This is a genomic window from Winogradskyella sp. PG-2, from assembly GCF_000828715.1.
Taxonomy (GTDB): Bacteria; Bacteroidota; Bacteroidia; order Flavobacteriales; family Flavobacteriaceae; genus Winogradskyella.
The window spans coordinates 1,671,900-1,687,359 of the sequence record NZ_AP014583.1 but is presented as its reverse complement, the minus strand read 5'-3'; the positions used below and the strand labels follow the sequence as shown (position 1 = coordinate 1,687,359).

16 protein-coding genes are annotated in these 15,460 nt (G+C 31.1%); 9 read left to right on the top strand and 7 right to left on the bottom strand.

Features of this window, described 5'->3' with window-relative positions:
• Positions 1-3: 3 nt before the first annotated feature.
• Positions 4-2,391, bottom strand: a complete 2,388-nt coding sequence (locus tag WPG_RS07495) for an ABC transporter substrate-binding protein (protein ID WP_045470956.1) — start codon at positions 2,389-2,391, stop codon at positions 4-6.
• A 123-nt stretch (positions 2,392-2,514) separates the two neighbouring features.
• On the bottom strand, positions 2,515-3,858 hold the full coding sequence (gene gdhA, locus WPG_RS07490; RefSeq protein ID WP_045475318.1) for an NADP-specific glutamate dehydrogenase: 1,344 nt from the start codon (positions 3,856-3,858) through the stop codon (positions 2,515-2,517).
• Positions 3,859-4,165: 307 nt separating this feature from the next.
• Between gdhA and WPG_RS07485 the strand changes: the two genes are divergently transcribed.
• Positions 4,166-4,954: a THC0290_0291 family protein gene (locus WPG_RS07485; protein ID WP_045470954.1), complete on the top strand. Its 789-nt coding sequence runs from the start codon at positions 4,166-4,168 to the stop codon at positions 4,952-4,954.
• A 19-nt stretch (positions 4,955-4,973) separates the two neighbouring features.
• Here the strand turns inward: WPG_RS07485 and WPG_RS07480 are convergent, their stop codons facing one another.
• A complete protein-coding gene (locus tag WPG_RS07480; protein WP_045470952.1) occupies positions 4,974-6,113 on the bottom strand; it encodes a cystathionine gamma-synthase in 1,140 nt (379 codons plus the stop codon).
• A gap of 102 nt (positions 6,114-6,215) precedes the next feature.
• Between WPG_RS07480 and WPG_RS07475 the strand changes: the two genes are divergently transcribed.
• A complete protein-coding gene (locus WPG_RS07475; protein WP_084221545.1) occupies positions 6,216-6,935 on the top strand; it encodes a DUF3298 and DUF4163 domain-containing protein in 720 nt (239 codons plus the stop codon).
• Here WPG_RS07475 and WPG_RS07470 read toward each other — a convergent pair.
• Positions 6,932-8,179 carry a cation:proton antiporter gene (locus WPG_RS07470; RefSeq protein WP_045470948.1) on the bottom strand — a complete coding sequence of 416 codons (1,248 nt, stop codon included), beginning with the start codon at positions 8,177-8,179 and terminating at the stop codon, positions 6,932-6,934. The genes WPG_RS07475 and WPG_RS07470 overlap by 4 nt on opposite strands.
• Positions 8,180-8,183: 4 nt before the next feature.
• Entirely contained in the window at positions 8,184-8,639 is a 456-nt protein-coding gene (locus WPG_RS07465) for a DinB family protein (protein ID WP_045470946.1), read from the bottom strand.
• 83 nt (positions 8,640-8,722) lie between these two features.
• Here WPG_RS07465 and WPG_RS07460 point away from each other — a divergent pair, with 83 nt between their 5' ends.
• Genes WPG_RS07460 through WPG_RS07450 form a run of 3 tightly spaced genes read left to right on the top strand, consistent with a single transcriptional unit; the run spans position 8,723 to position 11,097 of the window.
• Positions 8,723-9,076 carry an arsenate reductase family protein gene (locus tag WPG_RS07460; RefSeq protein ID WP_045470944.1) on the top strand — a complete coding sequence of 118 codons (354 nt, stop codon included), beginning with the start codon at positions 8,723-8,725 and terminating at the stop codon, positions 9,074-9,076.
• Positions 9,069-9,962: a DMT family transporter gene (locus WPG_RS07455; protein ID WP_045470942.1), complete on the top strand. Its 894-nt coding sequence runs from the start codon at positions 9,069-9,071 to the stop codon at positions 9,960-9,962. The genes WPG_RS07460 and WPG_RS07455 overlap by 8 nt, the downstream gene beginning before the upstream one ends.
• A gap of 1 nt (position 9,963) precedes the next feature.
• Positions 9,964-11,097: a peptidogalycan biosysnthesis protein gene (locus WPG_RS07450; RefSeq protein ID WP_045470940.1), complete on the top strand. Its 1,134-nt coding sequence runs from the start codon at positions 9,964-9,966 to the stop codon at positions 11,095-11,097.
• Between the two features lie 2 nt (positions 11,098-11,099).
• Here the strand turns inward: WPG_RS07450 and WPG_RS07445 are convergent, their stop codons facing one another.
• Entirely contained in the window at positions 11,100-11,579 is a 480-nt protein-coding gene (locus WPG_RS07445) for an acyl-CoA thioesterase (RefSeq protein WP_045470938.1), read from the bottom strand.
• Positions 11,580-11,709: 130 nt separating this feature from the next.
• Here WPG_RS07445 and WPG_RS07440 point away from each other — a divergent pair, with 130 nt between their 5' ends.
• From WPG_RS07440 to nadD, 3 genes are read left to right on the top strand one after another with little or no spacing between them, the layout of a single operon-like run.
• Entirely contained in the window at positions 11,710-12,570 is an 861-nt protein-coding gene (locus WPG_RS07440; protein WP_045470936.1) for a YicC/YloC family endoribonuclease, read from the top strand.
• A gap of 24 nt (positions 12,571-12,594) precedes the next feature.
• A complete protein-coding gene (gene gmk / locus WPG_RS07435) occupies positions 12,595-13,185 on the top strand; it encodes a guanylate kinase (protein WP_045470934.1) in 591 nt (196 codons plus the stop codon).
• A 1-nt stretch (position 13,186) separates the two neighbouring features.
• Positions 13,187-13,765 carry a nicotinate (nicotinamide) nucleotide adenylyltransferase gene (gene nadD / locus WPG_RS07430; protein ID WP_045470932.1) on the top strand — a complete coding sequence of 193 codons (579 nt, stop codon included), beginning with the start codon at positions 13,187-13,189 and terminating at the stop codon, positions 13,763-13,765.
• 29 nt (positions 13,766-13,794) lie between these two features.
• On the opposite strand, the gene WPG_RS07425 is transcribed toward nadD, so the two are convergent.
• Positions 13,795-14,154: a YraN family protein gene (locus WPG_RS07425; RefSeq protein ID WP_045470930.1), complete on the bottom strand. Its 360-nt coding sequence runs from the start codon at positions 14,152-14,154 to the stop codon at positions 13,795-13,797.
• A 65-nt stretch (positions 14,155-14,219) separates the two neighbouring features.
• Between WPG_RS07425 and WPG_RS07420 the strand changes: the two genes are divergently transcribed.
• Positions 14,220-15,395, top strand: coding sequence for a helix-turn-helix domain-containing protein (locus WPG_RS07420; protein WP_045470928.1), 1,176 nt, complete (start codon positions 14,220-14,222; stop codon positions 15,393-15,395).
• The last annotated feature ends 65 nt before the right edge of the window (positions 15,396-15,460 follow it).

Sequence of the window (15,460 nt, the reverse complement as noted above, 5' to 3'; positions counted from 1 at the left end):
GTGTTATCTAACTATGAGTACTTTTAATACTTTGGTCTCAAAAGAATCTAAATCCGAAATCATAATCAAATACACACGACTTCTTACAATAGCATTTCCTAGGTTCTTACCATTCCATACAGCTGTGCCTCCATCTATAGCAAAATTATAATTAGCAGCTGAGGATCTTTGGTTTACATTAGATTGGGCCTCTGCTACTAAGTTACCTTCAATATCTGTAATCTTAATATTTACGCTATCAGTGAGTCCATTAATCTTAATACCCTTGTTAATATCATTAAGATCGTTAAACCCTAAAAGATCATATTCTGGTCTAACTGGGTTAGGATAAGCAAATGCTTTTTCTAAAGTATCTTCTGGTTTAGAGCCTCCTGCCCTAAAAGATAATAGCCCTCGATTAGTGGCTATATAAACCAATCCATTATCAGAATCTACTGAAATATCATTAATTGCATTAGATGGTAAAGGTGAATTATCTTTAGTGAAATGATAGATCGTATTTTGACCATCTGAAGAAAAATAGAAAATTCCTGAATCTGCAGTACCCACCCATTTATTATTAGACCCATCTACTTCTATATCTGTAATAGATTGGTCATCTAATAATTCTTTAGGAATACCATCTTCTAAAATTATTATGGCTCTTAATATTGGATTAGGATCTTCATAAAAACCACCTGTATTAAATAATACTCTTAAGCCCTTAGTTGTGCCAACCCATAATTGATTTCTATTATCAACTGCTAAGGCGGTAAATCTTGTAAACGGCTCTACGCCTTGTCCTTCAGAATTAATATTTCTAAGTGGACTATTTGTAATATTCTCATTGTATGCCATTAATCCATTGGAATAAGACCCAATCCATTTTGTTCCATTATTATCAACCGCCATGTCAAAAAAACCTAATTCATCAGATAACGCATCAGAAATTATATCAGAAAAACTATAGCCTTGCCATGAGTTAGTCATAGGATTATAAGACTTTAATGCTCTATCTACCCTACTTGTTACTGACCATAATAAACCATTTCTGTCAAATTCAGCACCAGACACTCTAATACCTACAAAACTTGGATTATTAGGTAGTATTAAAGATTCCAAACCACTATTTGTTTGATTAAATAAAGTAGTGGGCTCAAAATCATTAAGCTCTAAAATCCCATCTTTAAAAGAACTTATAAATACTTGATTTGGATTGAATATATTCGGAGTAATTTCATTCAACTCTCTTGTACCTAATAAGCTATCAAAAGGAATATTCTCCCAAATATCTTCATTTAAATAGCTCATTCCTCGAGAAGATAAAGGAAATGGATTAAGAGCTTCTGTATACTCCCCATAGGTAGCCCAGACAGTTTCTGTAGAAGCGTCTAATTTAAAAATATTATTGTCTGATGGTCCATTTGGTATAATCTCTAAATAATCAATAGTGCTTGAAAGTTGGTTACTCAAAAGCCCAAAAGTTTCTGTACCGATGTAAATAACCCCATTTACTGCTGTAGCAGATGTAAAGTTAGTTTCATCATCTTCAGTTGGTTGAAAACTGTTTGTTAATTGAATATTTTGATCATATACATAAACCGTATTTATAGTAGGAAAAATTAAACTAGAATCAGACACGTCTGCATCTAAAGGCAGTGCTGGTAATGTAAGAAGGGTATTAATAGAAGTTTCATCAATCTCATAAAGAACGCTGTTAGATCTAATTGAATACAATTTGTCATTTATTGTACTCATAGTATAATAATCACCCGAAATAACTGTTTCCCATTGAGAAAAGTCAATTAAATTAGGGTTATCTAAATTCGCTTTTTTTATTCCGTTATTATTTAAACAGGCTGCAAAAATTTGGTTATTCAAAATTGAGACTTGTTTAACAGTAATCTGTTCTCCTCCATTTCCTAAAAAATAGGTGTCACCAAACTCTAAGCGTTCTAAATCATAAATAGAAATTCCATAATTTGTTGAAATATAAACTAAGCCACCTTCTTCATAAAAATGGTTAATTCGTTTATTAACTGGAGTGATATTCTGTTTTTCGAGAATATCTACTATAGTCAACACAGAATTATCTGTCTCAGAGTAAACTTCCATTAAGCCTGACTCATAACCAATTAATAAGTATTGATCTATTGTGCTATAATATATGGTTGTGATTTGTTCACCAGATAAGCCTTCTACTGTAGTTATGGTTTTTATTTCATTAGTTAATATATCGTATTCAAAAACAGCATTATCAGAAGCAGCATATATCTTATTATCGCCACTGACCACATCAACTATATTATTATAAGAAAAGTGAGATTGCCATAATGCAGTAACTTCTTGACAATAACATGAGGTTGTAATTCCTGTAAGGAAAATTAAAATTTTAAATACTCTTTTACTCATCAATAAATATCTGTGTTCAAATATATTTAATAGTAACGATAATATAGGCTTAATCATATATTATGTCCTAAAAAAAGCTTCTATGTAGAACACAGAAGCTTTCATTCATTTTATTAAAATATACTAAACCACACCTTGTGCTAACATGGCGTCTGCAACTTTTACAAAACCTGCAATATTAGCACCAGATATATAATCAATAGATCCATCATCATTTTTCCCATACTTAACACAAGAATCATGAATATCTTCCATAATATCTTTTAATCTATCGTCAACTTCCTTTCTAGACCAACTTAAACGTAACGAGTTTTGGCTCATCTCTAAACCAGAAGTAGCTACACCACCTGCATTAGAAGCTTTTCCTGGAGCAAATAATATTTTTGCTTTTTGGAACTCATGGATGGCTTCTGGAGTTGAAGGCATATTTGCACCTTCAGATACACACATACATCCATTAGCAATTAATTGTTTAGCTTCTTCACCATTTAACTCATTTTGAGTTGCACATGGCAAAGCAATATCACATTTTACAGACCATGGTCTTTCACCACCTACATATTTTGCACTAGGATATTGATCTACATATTCACTTATTCTACCACGGCGAACATTTTTAAGATCCATAACAAACTTTAGCTTTTCAGTATCTATTCCATCTTCGTCTACAATATAACCACCTGAATCTGATAATGTTAATACAATTGCACCTAATTCTATTGCTTTTTCAGCAGCATATTGAGCTACATTACCTGAACCAGAAATAACAACTTTCTTCCCATTAAATGAATCGTTTTTAATTTTTAGCATGTTATCGGCAAAGTAAACATTTCCATATCCTGTTGCTTCTGGTCTAATTAAAGAACCTCCCCATGATGCACCTTTACCAGTAAGTACTCCAGTAAATTCATTCTTAAGTTTTTTATACATCCCAAACATAAATCCAATCTCTCTTCCTCCAACTCCTATATCTCCTGCAGGAACATCTGTATTTGGACCAATGTGTCTAAATAATTCACTCATAAAAGCATGGCAGAAACGCATAATTTCATTATCCGATTTCCCTTTAGGATCAAAATCAGAGCCTCCTTTACCACCACCCATTGGTAATGTTGTTAATGAGTTTTTAAATACTTGCTCAAAAGCCAAAAATTTTAAAATACTTGCATTTACTGTTGGGTGAAATCGTAATCCACCTTTATATGGGCCTATTGCAGAATTCATTTGAATTCTGTATCCTCTATTCACCTGAATCTCACCTGAATCATCTACCCAACTTATTCTAAATGAAATTAGTCTTTCAGGTTCAACCATTCTCAATAAAATATTCTTCCCATGATAGATATCGTGCTTTACGATATAAGGAATAACTGTTTCAGCAACCTCTTTAACTGCTTGCAAAAATTCTGGCTCATGGCCATTACGTTCTTGAACAAGTTCTAAAAAAGCGTCAATTTTGTCTTTCATCTGTATAGTTTTATTATTTTTATAGCTCAGATAATACACCCATATTAATCTTCCCTAATTTTTAATTAGAGGTCAAATCTGGACGTTGAATTTATGTTATTGTTAACAAATTGTCATTTATTGGGTGTAAAGATACATTATCTATAAAAATAACCGTTTATTTTTTTAAATTCTCAATAAATTTTAATCATTCGAGTTTATATTGACATTGTCAAATACAACAAAAATTGCATTTTATCCGTTTTATTTTGTATTTCATCGGGTTTTTATATATTTGTTCGGCAATAGCCTCAATTTTTAGAATTATATGGTCAGAAACATAAAAAGACTTTTTCTTCCGCTTGCATTCCTTTTATTTATGCAACTGAGTAACGCTCAGTTGGGTTTTTCTCACGAAATAGGTGTTATTGCTGGTCCTATTGCTTATCAATCAGATTTTGGTATCCGTTATGACTTTGAAACAAACTCAGGAAATTCAGGTTTTGGAATAGGAATAGTACATTACATTAACTTTGCTTATCGAGCAGACTGTAACTGTTATACAACAGATAAATATTTCAACGATCATTTTAAGTTAAGAAGTGAAATAGCATGGAATAAAACCACATTAAATCATTTTGGGAAATGGGTTGATGCTAATAGAACAAGTGATGCCGCAGATAAATTGAGAGCACATTCTGGTGAAGCACAGAATTGGGATATAGGCATGCAGTTAGAATATTTTCCAAGAAGTATACGAGCATTTTTAGCCGGAGAATATTCATTTGCCCCATTTGCAAGTTTAGGAGCACATTTTGTATCTTTTAATCCTAGTGTAGAAACCACTTATCAAGATTTAAATATAGAAAATGCCAATAATTTTTATCCTGGTTGGCAACCAGGTTCTATTAGTGCCGAAAACGGTTCTACATGGTCTATTGTATCAAGTATAGGTACACGATATAAACTTACCATACTCTCTGATTTAATGGTAGATTTAAGATTTCAATATTTCTTTAGTGATTGGACAGATGGACTCAACCACCAATTATCATCTAATAAATCTAACGACTGGTTAGTTTGGTTAAATTTTGGTTATATATATTACCTAGACTAAAATTTCTAAATATCAACTATTATCCAATTGCGCGTTTCAAATCTAAAATTAAATCTTCTTTATCTTCAATACCAACACTCAATCTAATTAAAGAATCTACAATACCTGCTTTTTCACGCTCTTCCTTTGGGATGCTTGCATGTGTCATACTTACAGGATGACCAGCTAAAGACTCTACGCCTCCTAAAGATTCTGCCAAAGTAAATATTTTTAAATTTTCTACAATTTTAATTGCCTCTTGGTAATTATTCTCCTTAGTTGTAAACGATACCATACCGCCAAAATCATCCATTTGAGATATGGCAGTATTGTGATTAGGATGCGTTTTAAAACCTGGCCAGTATACATTTTCAATTTTAGGATGATTTACTAAATATTCCGCAATAGCTTTTCCGTTTTCGCAATGACGTTGCATACGCAAATGCAAGGTTTTTATTCCTCTTAATGCTAAAAAAGCATCTTGAGGTCCACAAATTGCTCCACTTGCATTCTGTATAAAATATAATCTATCTGCTAATTCTTTATCCTTAACAATCAATGCCCCCATTACTAAATCACTATGACCACCCAAATATTTTGTTGCTGAATGCATTACAATATCTGCGCCTAAATCTAATGGTCTTTGTAAATAAGGTGTAGCAAACGTGTTATCAACAGCTAAGAGAACATTATGCTTTTTTGCAATTTTTACAGTAGCTACTATATCGATAATATTTAGCATTGGGTTGGTTGGTGTTTCAACCCAAATTAACTTAGTCTTATTATTAATATATTCTTCAATATGCTCAGTATTTTCCATACCAATGAAATGAAACTTTATACCAAAATCTTCATATATTTTAGTAAATAAACGATATGTCCCACCATATAAATCATTTGTAGAGATAACTTCATCACCAGGCTTTAGTAATTTTAATATTGCATCTATAGATGCTAAGCCCGAACTAAATGCCAACCCGAAATTTCCATTCTCAATGCTTGCGAGCGAATTTTCTAAAGCATGTCTGGTTGGGTTGTGAGTTCTAGAATATTCATAACCTTTATGACCACCAGGAGTGGTTTGCGCGTAAGTTGATGTTTGATAAATTGGCGGCATTACAGATCCATATGCAATATCATGTTTCTGGCCTCCATGTATAGCCTTTGTGTTGAATTTCATGAAATAAATTATAACGATGAGTTACAACAAATTTAATCTATAATTCGTTGTATTGAGATCTATACAATACCTTTATTACGTATTTGGTTAAACTTATTTCTTTTGAAACGAACATTGCGCCTTTTATTTCTGTTACTGATTTTAAATTCGTGTACCTCTGAATTTAAACCAGCAACTTTTAAAACCTCATCAATTGAAAAATCATTTGAAGCTGATATATCAGCAACTTATGATAAGGCAGAAGGTAATAGTGACTTAAGTGAAGTTATTAATAGTAATATAAAACGGTCAATAATTTCTTCATTAGGTGTAGAAGGAAATATGAAAGATCTATATTCAGTTTTAGCTGATTTTAACACAGAATATCTCGATTTTAAAAAGGATTTTTCGGATGCTTCAGAAACTATTTGGGAACTTCACATTGAAACTGAAAAAACCTATCAATCAGCAGGTATCATTACTATTGCTATCAGTACTTATCAATTTAAAGGTGGTGCACATGGAAGTGATGTTATTTCATTTATAAATCTTAATGCTAAGACAGGTGAAATTCTAAGTCTAAATGAAATCATTAAAAATATTGGCGATTTTAAAGGTCTTGCTAAGACCAACTTTATCAAATCACTAGAAATTGAAAATGAAAACTTAAAAATGGAAGATTTCTTTTTCGGAAAACCATTTCAATTACCAGACAATATCGGTTTCACAGACGATGGTTTAGTTTTATTATACAATATATATGAAGTTGCCACATATAATGAAGGTTATACTGAATTTGTTATTCCTTTTGAAGATTTAGAGTCTTATCTAAATTTCAATTAGTCTGTCTCTCTGGTCAATCGTTTTATAATTGGTTCTACCGTTAAACCTTGACCAACTATAGAAACAACAACTACCACATAAGTAATTACTAAGAACAATTCTCTATGCATTTCTTTAGTTAAACTTAATGCTAAGGCAATAGAAATTCCACCTCGCAATCCTCCCCAAGTCATTATTAAGTTTGTTTTGGGTACAAAATCTAATCGTTTAGCAAAGAATTTAATGGGCAACCATAAAGAAATATAACGACACATTAAAATAATAGGAATAGCTAATAAACCTGCATAAATAAATTTTCCTTCTAGGGTTAAAACGAGCATTTCCATACCAATCATTACAAACAAAATAGTATTTAATAATACATCAATGAGCTCCCAAAATTTATCCACATATGCTTCGGTTGTCTCTGACATCGCTGAATTTCTAACGGTATCATTACCTACTATAAGTCCCGCAGTTACCATTGCTAGAGGTGCAGATAAATGGAATTTGTGGGCCAACATGGTACCTCCCATTACAGTAGCTAAAGTTAAAATTACTTCGATTTCGTAGTTATCTATAGACTTCATTAAACGATAGGTAATCCATCCCAATAATAACCCTAAAGCTACTCCTCCAATAACTTCTTGACCAAACAAAGTAGCAATATCTGAAAACGAAATCGCAGCATTGGGCTTTGAAGCAATGGCGAAAATAGTTAAGAATACCACAACACCTACTCCATCATTAAATAAGGATTCACCAACAATTTTAGTTTCCAGTTTTTTTGGTGCTCCTGCTTTTTTTAAAATCCCTAAAACTGCAATAGGATCTGTAGGAGAAATCAAAGCACCAAATAATAAGCAGTAAATGAATTTAACATTTGATCCCATCAATTGTAAAACGTAGAACATTACAATACCAACTAAAAATGTTGAGATTAAAACACCTAAAGTAGCGAACGCTAAAATAGGCCCTCGTTGAATCTTTAATTGATTAAAATTAGTATGCAAAGCACCTGCAAAAAGCAGGAAACTTAACATAATATCTAGCAGAACAGTTTCAAAATCAATACTAGAGATAAATGCTTTCTCTCTTGCAAGTAATGTGTCATCAAACTGAGCAACACCAACCAAGACTATGGTAAACACAATGGTAATCAACATTAAACCAATGGTAATAGGTAATTTTAAAAACTTTACATTGATGTAACCAAAGATTGCTGATAAGACAATTAAAACTGTAGCAATTGAGTAGTAATCCATAAATCTATAACGATTTTCTAAGTGCTAAAATATAACCTAAATGTATGCCTTCATGAAAATTATTAAAACTTATAGCATCTTCGACATTACTTAATGTACTTTTTGTACTCACTGTATATTGATTATAAGTCTGAAAAATTTTATTGTCGTAATCTTCCTTCGTTTTTTCAATTGGCGAAAACAATAAACCTTTAATAGTATCCACTTCGGCTTGAGATAAATTGCGTTCAGTTTTTGTTCCTTTTTTAAAGGTTGTAACCATCTCATCAGATAAAACCATTCGCAAACCAGATAATCTATAGACCAATATTTGTTGCGTAACAATTGTATGTGCAATATTCCAAATGATATTATTACTAAAACCATCAGGTACTTTATTCAATTCTTTTAAAGTATGATTTTCAATAAAACTTTTTAATAATGTTCTATTTTTTATAGCAACATCAAATTCCCAATTCATAAGATTATATTTTTCCTAAATGTAATTAAAATTCACATTAATTACGATTACTTTGTAGCATCAAAATTATATAGAATTCGGATATGAAAAAAATATATTATTTAAGTACATGTAATACGTGTACAAGAATTATTACTGAACTTAATTTGCCTAAAGATTTTATACTCCAGGATATAAAAACAGAGCTAATGACTGAGTCTCAAATTGATGAGATGAGAACACTAACTGACAGCTACGAAAGTCTATTTAGTAAAAGAGCAAGGTTATATAAAGAATTAGGTCTAAAAGAGAAATCACTCTTTGAAAACGATTATAAAAACTCTATTTTAGAACACTACACGTTTTTAAAACGTCCAGTAATTTTATTCAATAATCTAATCTTTATTGGTAATTCTAAAAAAATAGTAGAAGCCGCAAAACAAGCTATACATGAATAGCAGAAGCTTTGCCATTTTTGCACTTTTAATGGTCCAAGTCTTATATGGATTGAACTATACGTTTGCAAAAATAGTGATGAATGAAAACTACGTAAAGCCCTTTGCTCTAACTATATTAAGAGTTGGAGGAGCTGCAATTTTGTTTTGGCTTATTAGTATATGGCTACCAAAAGAAAAAGTAGAACGAAAAGACTATTTTAAGTTTTTTGTTGCTGCAGTTTTTGGTGTTGCCATTAATATGCTTTTTTATATTAAAGGTGTTGAATTGACGACTCCAATTCATGCTTCAGCAATAATTACTATTAACCCTGTTCTTATTTTAATCTTATCCTCCATAGTTTTAAAAGAAAAAATTACTGGCTTAAAAGTCTTAGGCTTAGGCTTAGCACTTGCAGGAGCATTAGCATTAACTCTTTTTGGAGATTCGGATCGTGTAGGAGATAATGTATTACTAGGTAATACTTTTATTTTTATTAACTCTATTTTCTATAGTATTTATATTATACTAATCAAACAACTTACCGCTAAATATCATCCATTTACATTTATAAAATGGTTGTTTTTGTTTGGATTTTTTATGGTTTTACCATTTGGGTATAATCAATTACAAGAAGTAGAATGGCAAGTATTTACACCATATGTTTACTTTTTAATTTTATTTGTGGTAGTTGGTGCAACATTTGGAACCTATTTACTCAACCCAATAGCTCTAAATAAACTTAAAGCATCAACTGTTGGTATCTTTATTTATTTGCAACCTGTAATTGCTGGCCTATTTGCTATTATCATGGATGCTGATAGTATTGATTCTTTGAAAATTGTTGCTATGGTTCTTATTTTTTCTGGTGTATATTTAGTTTCTCGAAAATCTAATAAAGTCAATTGATTTGTCTTTAAACTCTAAAATATTTAAATCAGTAGATGTCATTCCGAAAAAATATTGGGATAGTGTAAACTGTTGTACTAACATTTATTATTCTCCTGAATTTTTAAAGAGTTTTGAGGTTGCCAATACTGACATTGAATTCAATTATATCTTTATATTAAAAGACGAAGAAGCTGTTGCTTTCGCTAATACTCAAATCCTAACTATAGGAGTTGAAACCATTACTCAAAACATTAGAATGTCTAGTAAAATTAGAAGCGTTGTAAATAATATGTTTTGTAATAATCAAATAAAAGTTCTCTTTTGTGGTAACGTGTTCTTGAGTGGAGAATATGGAACATTTTTAAAAGATGGAGAACCTAAAGTTGAAACTTTTAATGCTATAGCTAAAGTTGTAAAGCAATTATCTAAGGCAACTAAAAGACTCAATGCTATATTTGTTAAAGACTTTGAAAACGAATCACTTCATATTACAGATCACTTAAAATCTTATGATTATGCAGCAATGCAAGTGGAACCAAATATGATTATAACTTTAAAACCAGAATGGCATTCGTTTGAAGATTATAAAAGCGCATTAAAATCTAAATACCGTGTAAAAGCGAATAAAACAGATTCTAAAAGCAAAAAATTAAAGGCTAAGTTATTTACAAAAGAAGATATTAAAACTCACAAAGATGAGCTTCAAGCATTATATCAAAACACCATTAGTAATGCTGATTTTAATGCTCAGGTTTTAAACCTTGATACTTATAAGAATCTTAAAGAATCTTTCGGAGAGAAATTTATTGTGAAAGGTTATTTCTTAAATGAAAAGTTAGTCGGGTTCTTATCTGCAATGCAAAACGAAACTAATCTCGATGCACACTTTATTGGTATTGATTATGCAAATAATAAAGAATTTGCTATATACCCAAGAATATTAAATGATTATTTACGACTTGGTATCGAGACAAAATCATCACAAATTAATTTAGGAAGAACAGCTTCAGAAATTAAGAGTACTCTTGGCGCTCAACCAAAAGCATTAATTTGCTATTGTAAGCATAAGCGCTATTTGCCAAATCAGATTTTAAAACCATTTATAAAGAATGTAAAAATAAAGTCTTTTAAACAGCACTCAGTCTTTAAATGATTTTAAAGCCCCATTGGTTTTGGCTTCACTCCATGTTTACGAGTATCTGATTTTGTCAGTACTTTAAAAGTCTTAGACTTTGGGAATTTGCCTGCCAAGACTAACAAAGGCTCTGGTAAACCTGTCAACTTTCTAGCTTTTAGATCTATCCATCCTCCTTGCATTTCACAATAAGCTAAATTTTCACCTTTTTCATTATAAAAATTATGCTCAAACATAAAAAGCATACCGTCTTCACTTAACCCTGAAACTTCAATAGTCACGATAATCGGTGCTCCTATAAAAGATTCTTTGAAATAATACATATGCTCATAAAACACTACTGGTCCAACATTATGCTTTCTAATTTCTGGCATGGAAAAGCCTTGTTCACTAAAGAAAGACATCCTTGCGTGGCTCATAAAATTGGTATATGCAGAATTGGCTAAATGCCCATTGGCATCTACATCACTCCATCGGATTTCAAACTGTTTTTTGTACATATTAATACTTTAAAAAATAAGTTACAAAGTTATAAAAGTCTTCACTTTAAAGTCAATTATCCAAAAACTATTTAAATATAAATAACAATTCATTTTTGTACCTTTGCGCAACTTTAATAGCATCGTCTTAATGATACAATCCATGACAGGTTATGGGAAATCTGTACTTCAGCTCCCAACAAAAAAAATATCCATTGAACTAAAATCACTAAATAGTAAAAGTTTAGATCTCAATGCTCGTATGCCATCAATGTATCGTGCAAAAGAGTTGATTATTAGGAAATTAATCGCTAAAAATCTTGTTAGAGGAAAAGTAGATTTTTCACTATATGTTGAAATTACTGGTGAGGACACTAGTTCTAAGATTAACAAAACTGTAGTTAAAGAGTATATAAAGCAACTCAAGGATGTTGTTGATGGAGGAGATCATACAGAATTCTTAAAAATGGCTGTGCGCATGCCAGATGCTATAACCACAGAACGTGATGAAATTGATGAAGAAGAATGGTCTGCAATTAGCAAAGAAATACACGATGCAATTTCTAAAATTGTAATCTACAGAAAAGATGAAGGGGCTATTTTAGAACAAGACTTTACAAATAGAATTTCTAAACTAAGACATTTACTGCAAGAAGTCATCACTATGGATCCTGACCGTATAGATGGTGTTAGGGCACGTTTAGAAAAAGGAGTTTCAGATATTAAAGAAAAAGTAGATGAAAATCGTTTTGAACAAGAACTTGTCTATTACATAGAAAAGTTTGATATCACAGAAGAGAAAGTGCGATTAGACAATCATCTAGATTATTTTACTAAAACACTAAAATCTGATGATTCTAATGGTAAAAAACTCGGTTTTATATCTCAAGAAATCGGAAGAGAGATAAATACTATTGGTTCAAAATCTAATTATGCACCGATGCAAAAGCTTGTGGTACAGATGAAAGATGAACTAGAGAAAATTAAGGAACAGTTATTGAACGTTCTTTAATATTAAGTTTTAAAATTATAATCTGTGTCAGAAGAAAGTAAAACAAAAGAAGGTAAACTCATTGTATTTTCAGCACCATCAGGATCTGGAAAAACAACCATTGTTCGTCATTTATTGAAGCAACAAGAACTCAATTTAGAGTTTTCTATTTCGGCGACTTCAAGAGAAGCACGAGGCAATGAACAACATGGAAAAGATTATTATTATCTCTCGCTCAAAGAATTTAAAAACAAAATAAAGGCAGATGAATTCCTAGAATGGGAAGAAGTCTATAGAGACAACTTTTATGGTACATTAAAAGCTGAAGTAGAGCGCATTTGGGCAAAAGGAAAACATGTTATTTTTGATATTGATGTTTCTGGAGGACTCAGAATAAAACGTAAATTCCCTGACCAAACGTTAGCTGTTTTTGTAAAACCACCTGATTTAAATGAATTAGTAAGACGCCTTAAAGATCGTGGCGAAGAGAGTGAAGAAAAAATAAGTATGCGTGTTGCAAAAGCACCAGCAGAATTAGCTACTGCACCACTTTTTGATGTTATTGTTGTTAACTCTAAATTAGATGAAGCCTTGGAAAATGCTTATAGTCTAGTTTCGGATTTTATATCTAAATAAGATGAAGGTTGGTTTATATTTTGGTACGTTTAACCCAATACATGTTGGGCATTTAACTATTGCCAATCATTTGGCAGAGCATAGTGATTTGGATCAAATTTGGTTTGTAGTAACACCTCTAAGCCCTTTTAAGAAAAAAAATAGTTTGTTAGATAATCAGCAACGCCTAGAGATGGTTTATCGCGCCACAAAAGACTACACAAAACTAAGACCATGTGATATTGAGTTTGGTCTTAAACAACCCAATTACACCATAGACACACTTACCTATCTTTTTGAAAAATTCCCTGAACATGAGTTTGCTTTAATTATGGGAGAAGACAATTTAAAAAGCTTCCATAAATGGAAAAACTACGAGCTTATTATAGAGAATCATAGTATTTATGTTTACCCAAGATTATCGGATGGAAAAGTAGAGTCTCAATTTAACAATCATCCTAAGATTGAAAAAGTTAATGCTCCAATTATGGAATTATCATCTACTTTTATTCGAAAAGAAATTAAGGATGGTAAAAATATTAGACCTATGCTTCCTATGAATGTATGGGAATACTTAGATGAGATGAATTTTTACAAGTAAGTTCAAAGAGATTCCCATTTCCATGGTAATTAGAAATGATAAAAGGCATTTTCTAGATGCTCAATTTTAAATCTCTTCCCTTCTCTAACAATAGCGATTATATCGAATCTAACTTCTAAATCAAAGTCATTTTCAATGACATATTCATCTACAGCTTTTACAAGGTTTTTAATTTGTTTAGGTTTTACAAAATCCTGAGGATTACCAAAATCTGTCGTAGAACGTGTTTTTACTTCTACAATGGCTAAAATGTCACCCGTTTTAGCAATGATATCAACTTCGGCTTTTTCGAATCTATAATTACGTTCAACAATAGTATAGTCATTCTTAAGTAAAAACTCTACTGCTAATTGCTCTCCTTTTTTGCCTAGCTCATTATGTTGTGCCATCTCTCTAAAATAGAAAAATAATAGTATTTTTATAATATTAACCTATATAACTCTAATCAAACCCATTGGATTTTACTTTTAGTTTTAATGAAAAGAGTGGGCTATTACTCGTTTTCTTTTTTCATGGCATTATCTTTTCATTTTTAACACTCAGAAAAAGCATTGTTAATAATCATAACGCAAGTAAATGGTTAAGCCTACTGTTATTTTTATATGCCATGTATATTGCACCTCACATGCTTGGTTATGCTGGTTGGTACCGTAAAGGTCTAAGTCGTGAAATCTTGTTTTTTATACCCTTTATGCAAGTTTTTCTTATTGGTCCTGTAGTTTATTTTTATACCAAAAGTCAGCTAAATTATAATTTTAAAATATCAAAAAAAGATTATTTACATTTTGTGCCAGCGGTACTATATCTTATTTACAGTTTGATTGTTTTTGTAACTGATAAACTCATTTTAGACGACTATTATTTTTATGCAAATAATCGAGATAAAGATTTAGCCAATTGGTATCAAGTATTAGGTTTGCTTTCAATGAGCTTTTATTTGGTATTGAGTTTACGCTTTTATTTTAACTACAAAAAATTAGTTTTTAATAAGGTCAGTTATGCTGAAACTGTATTGTTTCAATGGATTAGAAATTTTATGATCGCCTTTTTAGGAATTTTAATATTACGTGTTTTGTTCTTTATTATAAATCCTGATTGGGGTCAGTTTGGCAGGCAATTTTGGCATTATATTACGTTTTCATTTGTGTTTTATTATATAGCAATAACAGGTTATTCTAATGTTATTAAACAAATTTCTTTAGCTAATGAAAAACTAAAAACTATTAATGTATTTGAGGACGAGTTTCAAATATCTGATGATGAAATCAAACCTATTGAAAACGAAAAAGACAATCAGATTTGGAAAGACAAATTATCAGTATTAATGTCTGAAAAACGCTTATTTGAAAACCCACGTTTAACACTGCAAGATGTGGCAAATGAATTAAATATAACTACCAAAACCGTATCTTCTGTTGTGAATACAACTTTTAAAATGAACTTTAACGACTTTGTTAATCATCACAGAATTGAATCTGTTAAAGAAAAGTTGAGTCTTGGCGAACACAAAACCTCAACACTTCTGGGTATAGCATTAGATTCTGGTTTTAATAGTAAAGCTACTTTTAATCGGGCGTTTAAAAAAAGCACATCGCTTTCGCCAAAAGATTATATCCAAAAATTATCTTAAAACAAGTCTCAAATCAAGATTTGAAGCGTTTGATGCAAATTTTTAGTAGATTTTTGATTTAAATT

Excerpts from the sequence above, each read along its gene's own strand:
- WPG_RS07495 (WP_045470956.1), bottom strand. The coding sequence starts at position 2,391 with ATGAGTAAAAGAGTATTTAAAATTTTAATTTTCCTTACAGGAATTACA.
- gdhA (WP_045475318.1), bottom strand. The coding sequence starts at position 3,858 with ATGAAAGACAAAATTGACGCTTTTTTAGAACTTGTTCAAGAACGTAAT.
- WPG_RS07485 (WP_045470954.1), top strand. The coding sequence starts at position 4,166 with ATGGTCAGAAACATAAAAAGACTTTTTCTTCCGCTTGCATTCCTTTTA.
- WPG_RS07480 (WP_045470952.1), bottom strand. The coding sequence starts at position 6,113 with ATGAAATTCAACACAAAGGCTATACATGGAGGCCAGAAACATGATATT.
- WPG_RS07470 (WP_045470948.1), bottom strand. The coding sequence starts at position 8,179 with ATGGATTACTACTCAATTGCTACAGTTTTAATTGTCTTATCAGCAATC.
- WPG_RS07465 (WP_045470946.1), bottom strand. The coding sequence starts at position 8,639 with ATGAATTGGGAATTTGATGTTGCTATAAAAAATAGAACATTATTAAAA.
- WPG_RS07460 (WP_045470944.1), top strand. The coding sequence starts at position 8,723 with ATGAAAAAAATATATTATTTAAGTACATGTAATACGTGTACAAGAATT.
- WPG_RS07455 (WP_045470942.1), top strand. The coding sequence starts at position 9,069 with ATGAATAGCAGAAGCTTTGCCATTTTTGCACTTTTAATGGTCCAAGTC.
- WPG_RS07445 (WP_045470938.1), bottom strand. The coding sequence starts at position 11,579 with ATGTACAAAAAACAGTTTGAAATCCGATGGAGTGATGTAGATGCCAAT.
- WPG_RS07440 (WP_045470936.1), top strand. The coding sequence starts at position 11,710 with ATGATACAATCCATGACAGGTTATGGGAAATCTGTACTTCAGCTCCCA.
- nadD (WP_045470932.1), top strand. The coding sequence starts at position 13,187 with ATGAAGGTTGGTTTATATTTTGGTACGTTTAACCCAATACATGTTGGG.
- WPG_RS07425 (WP_045470930.1), bottom strand. The coding sequence starts at position 14,154 with ATGGCACAACATAATGAGCTAGGCAAAAAAGGAGAGCAATTAGCAGTA.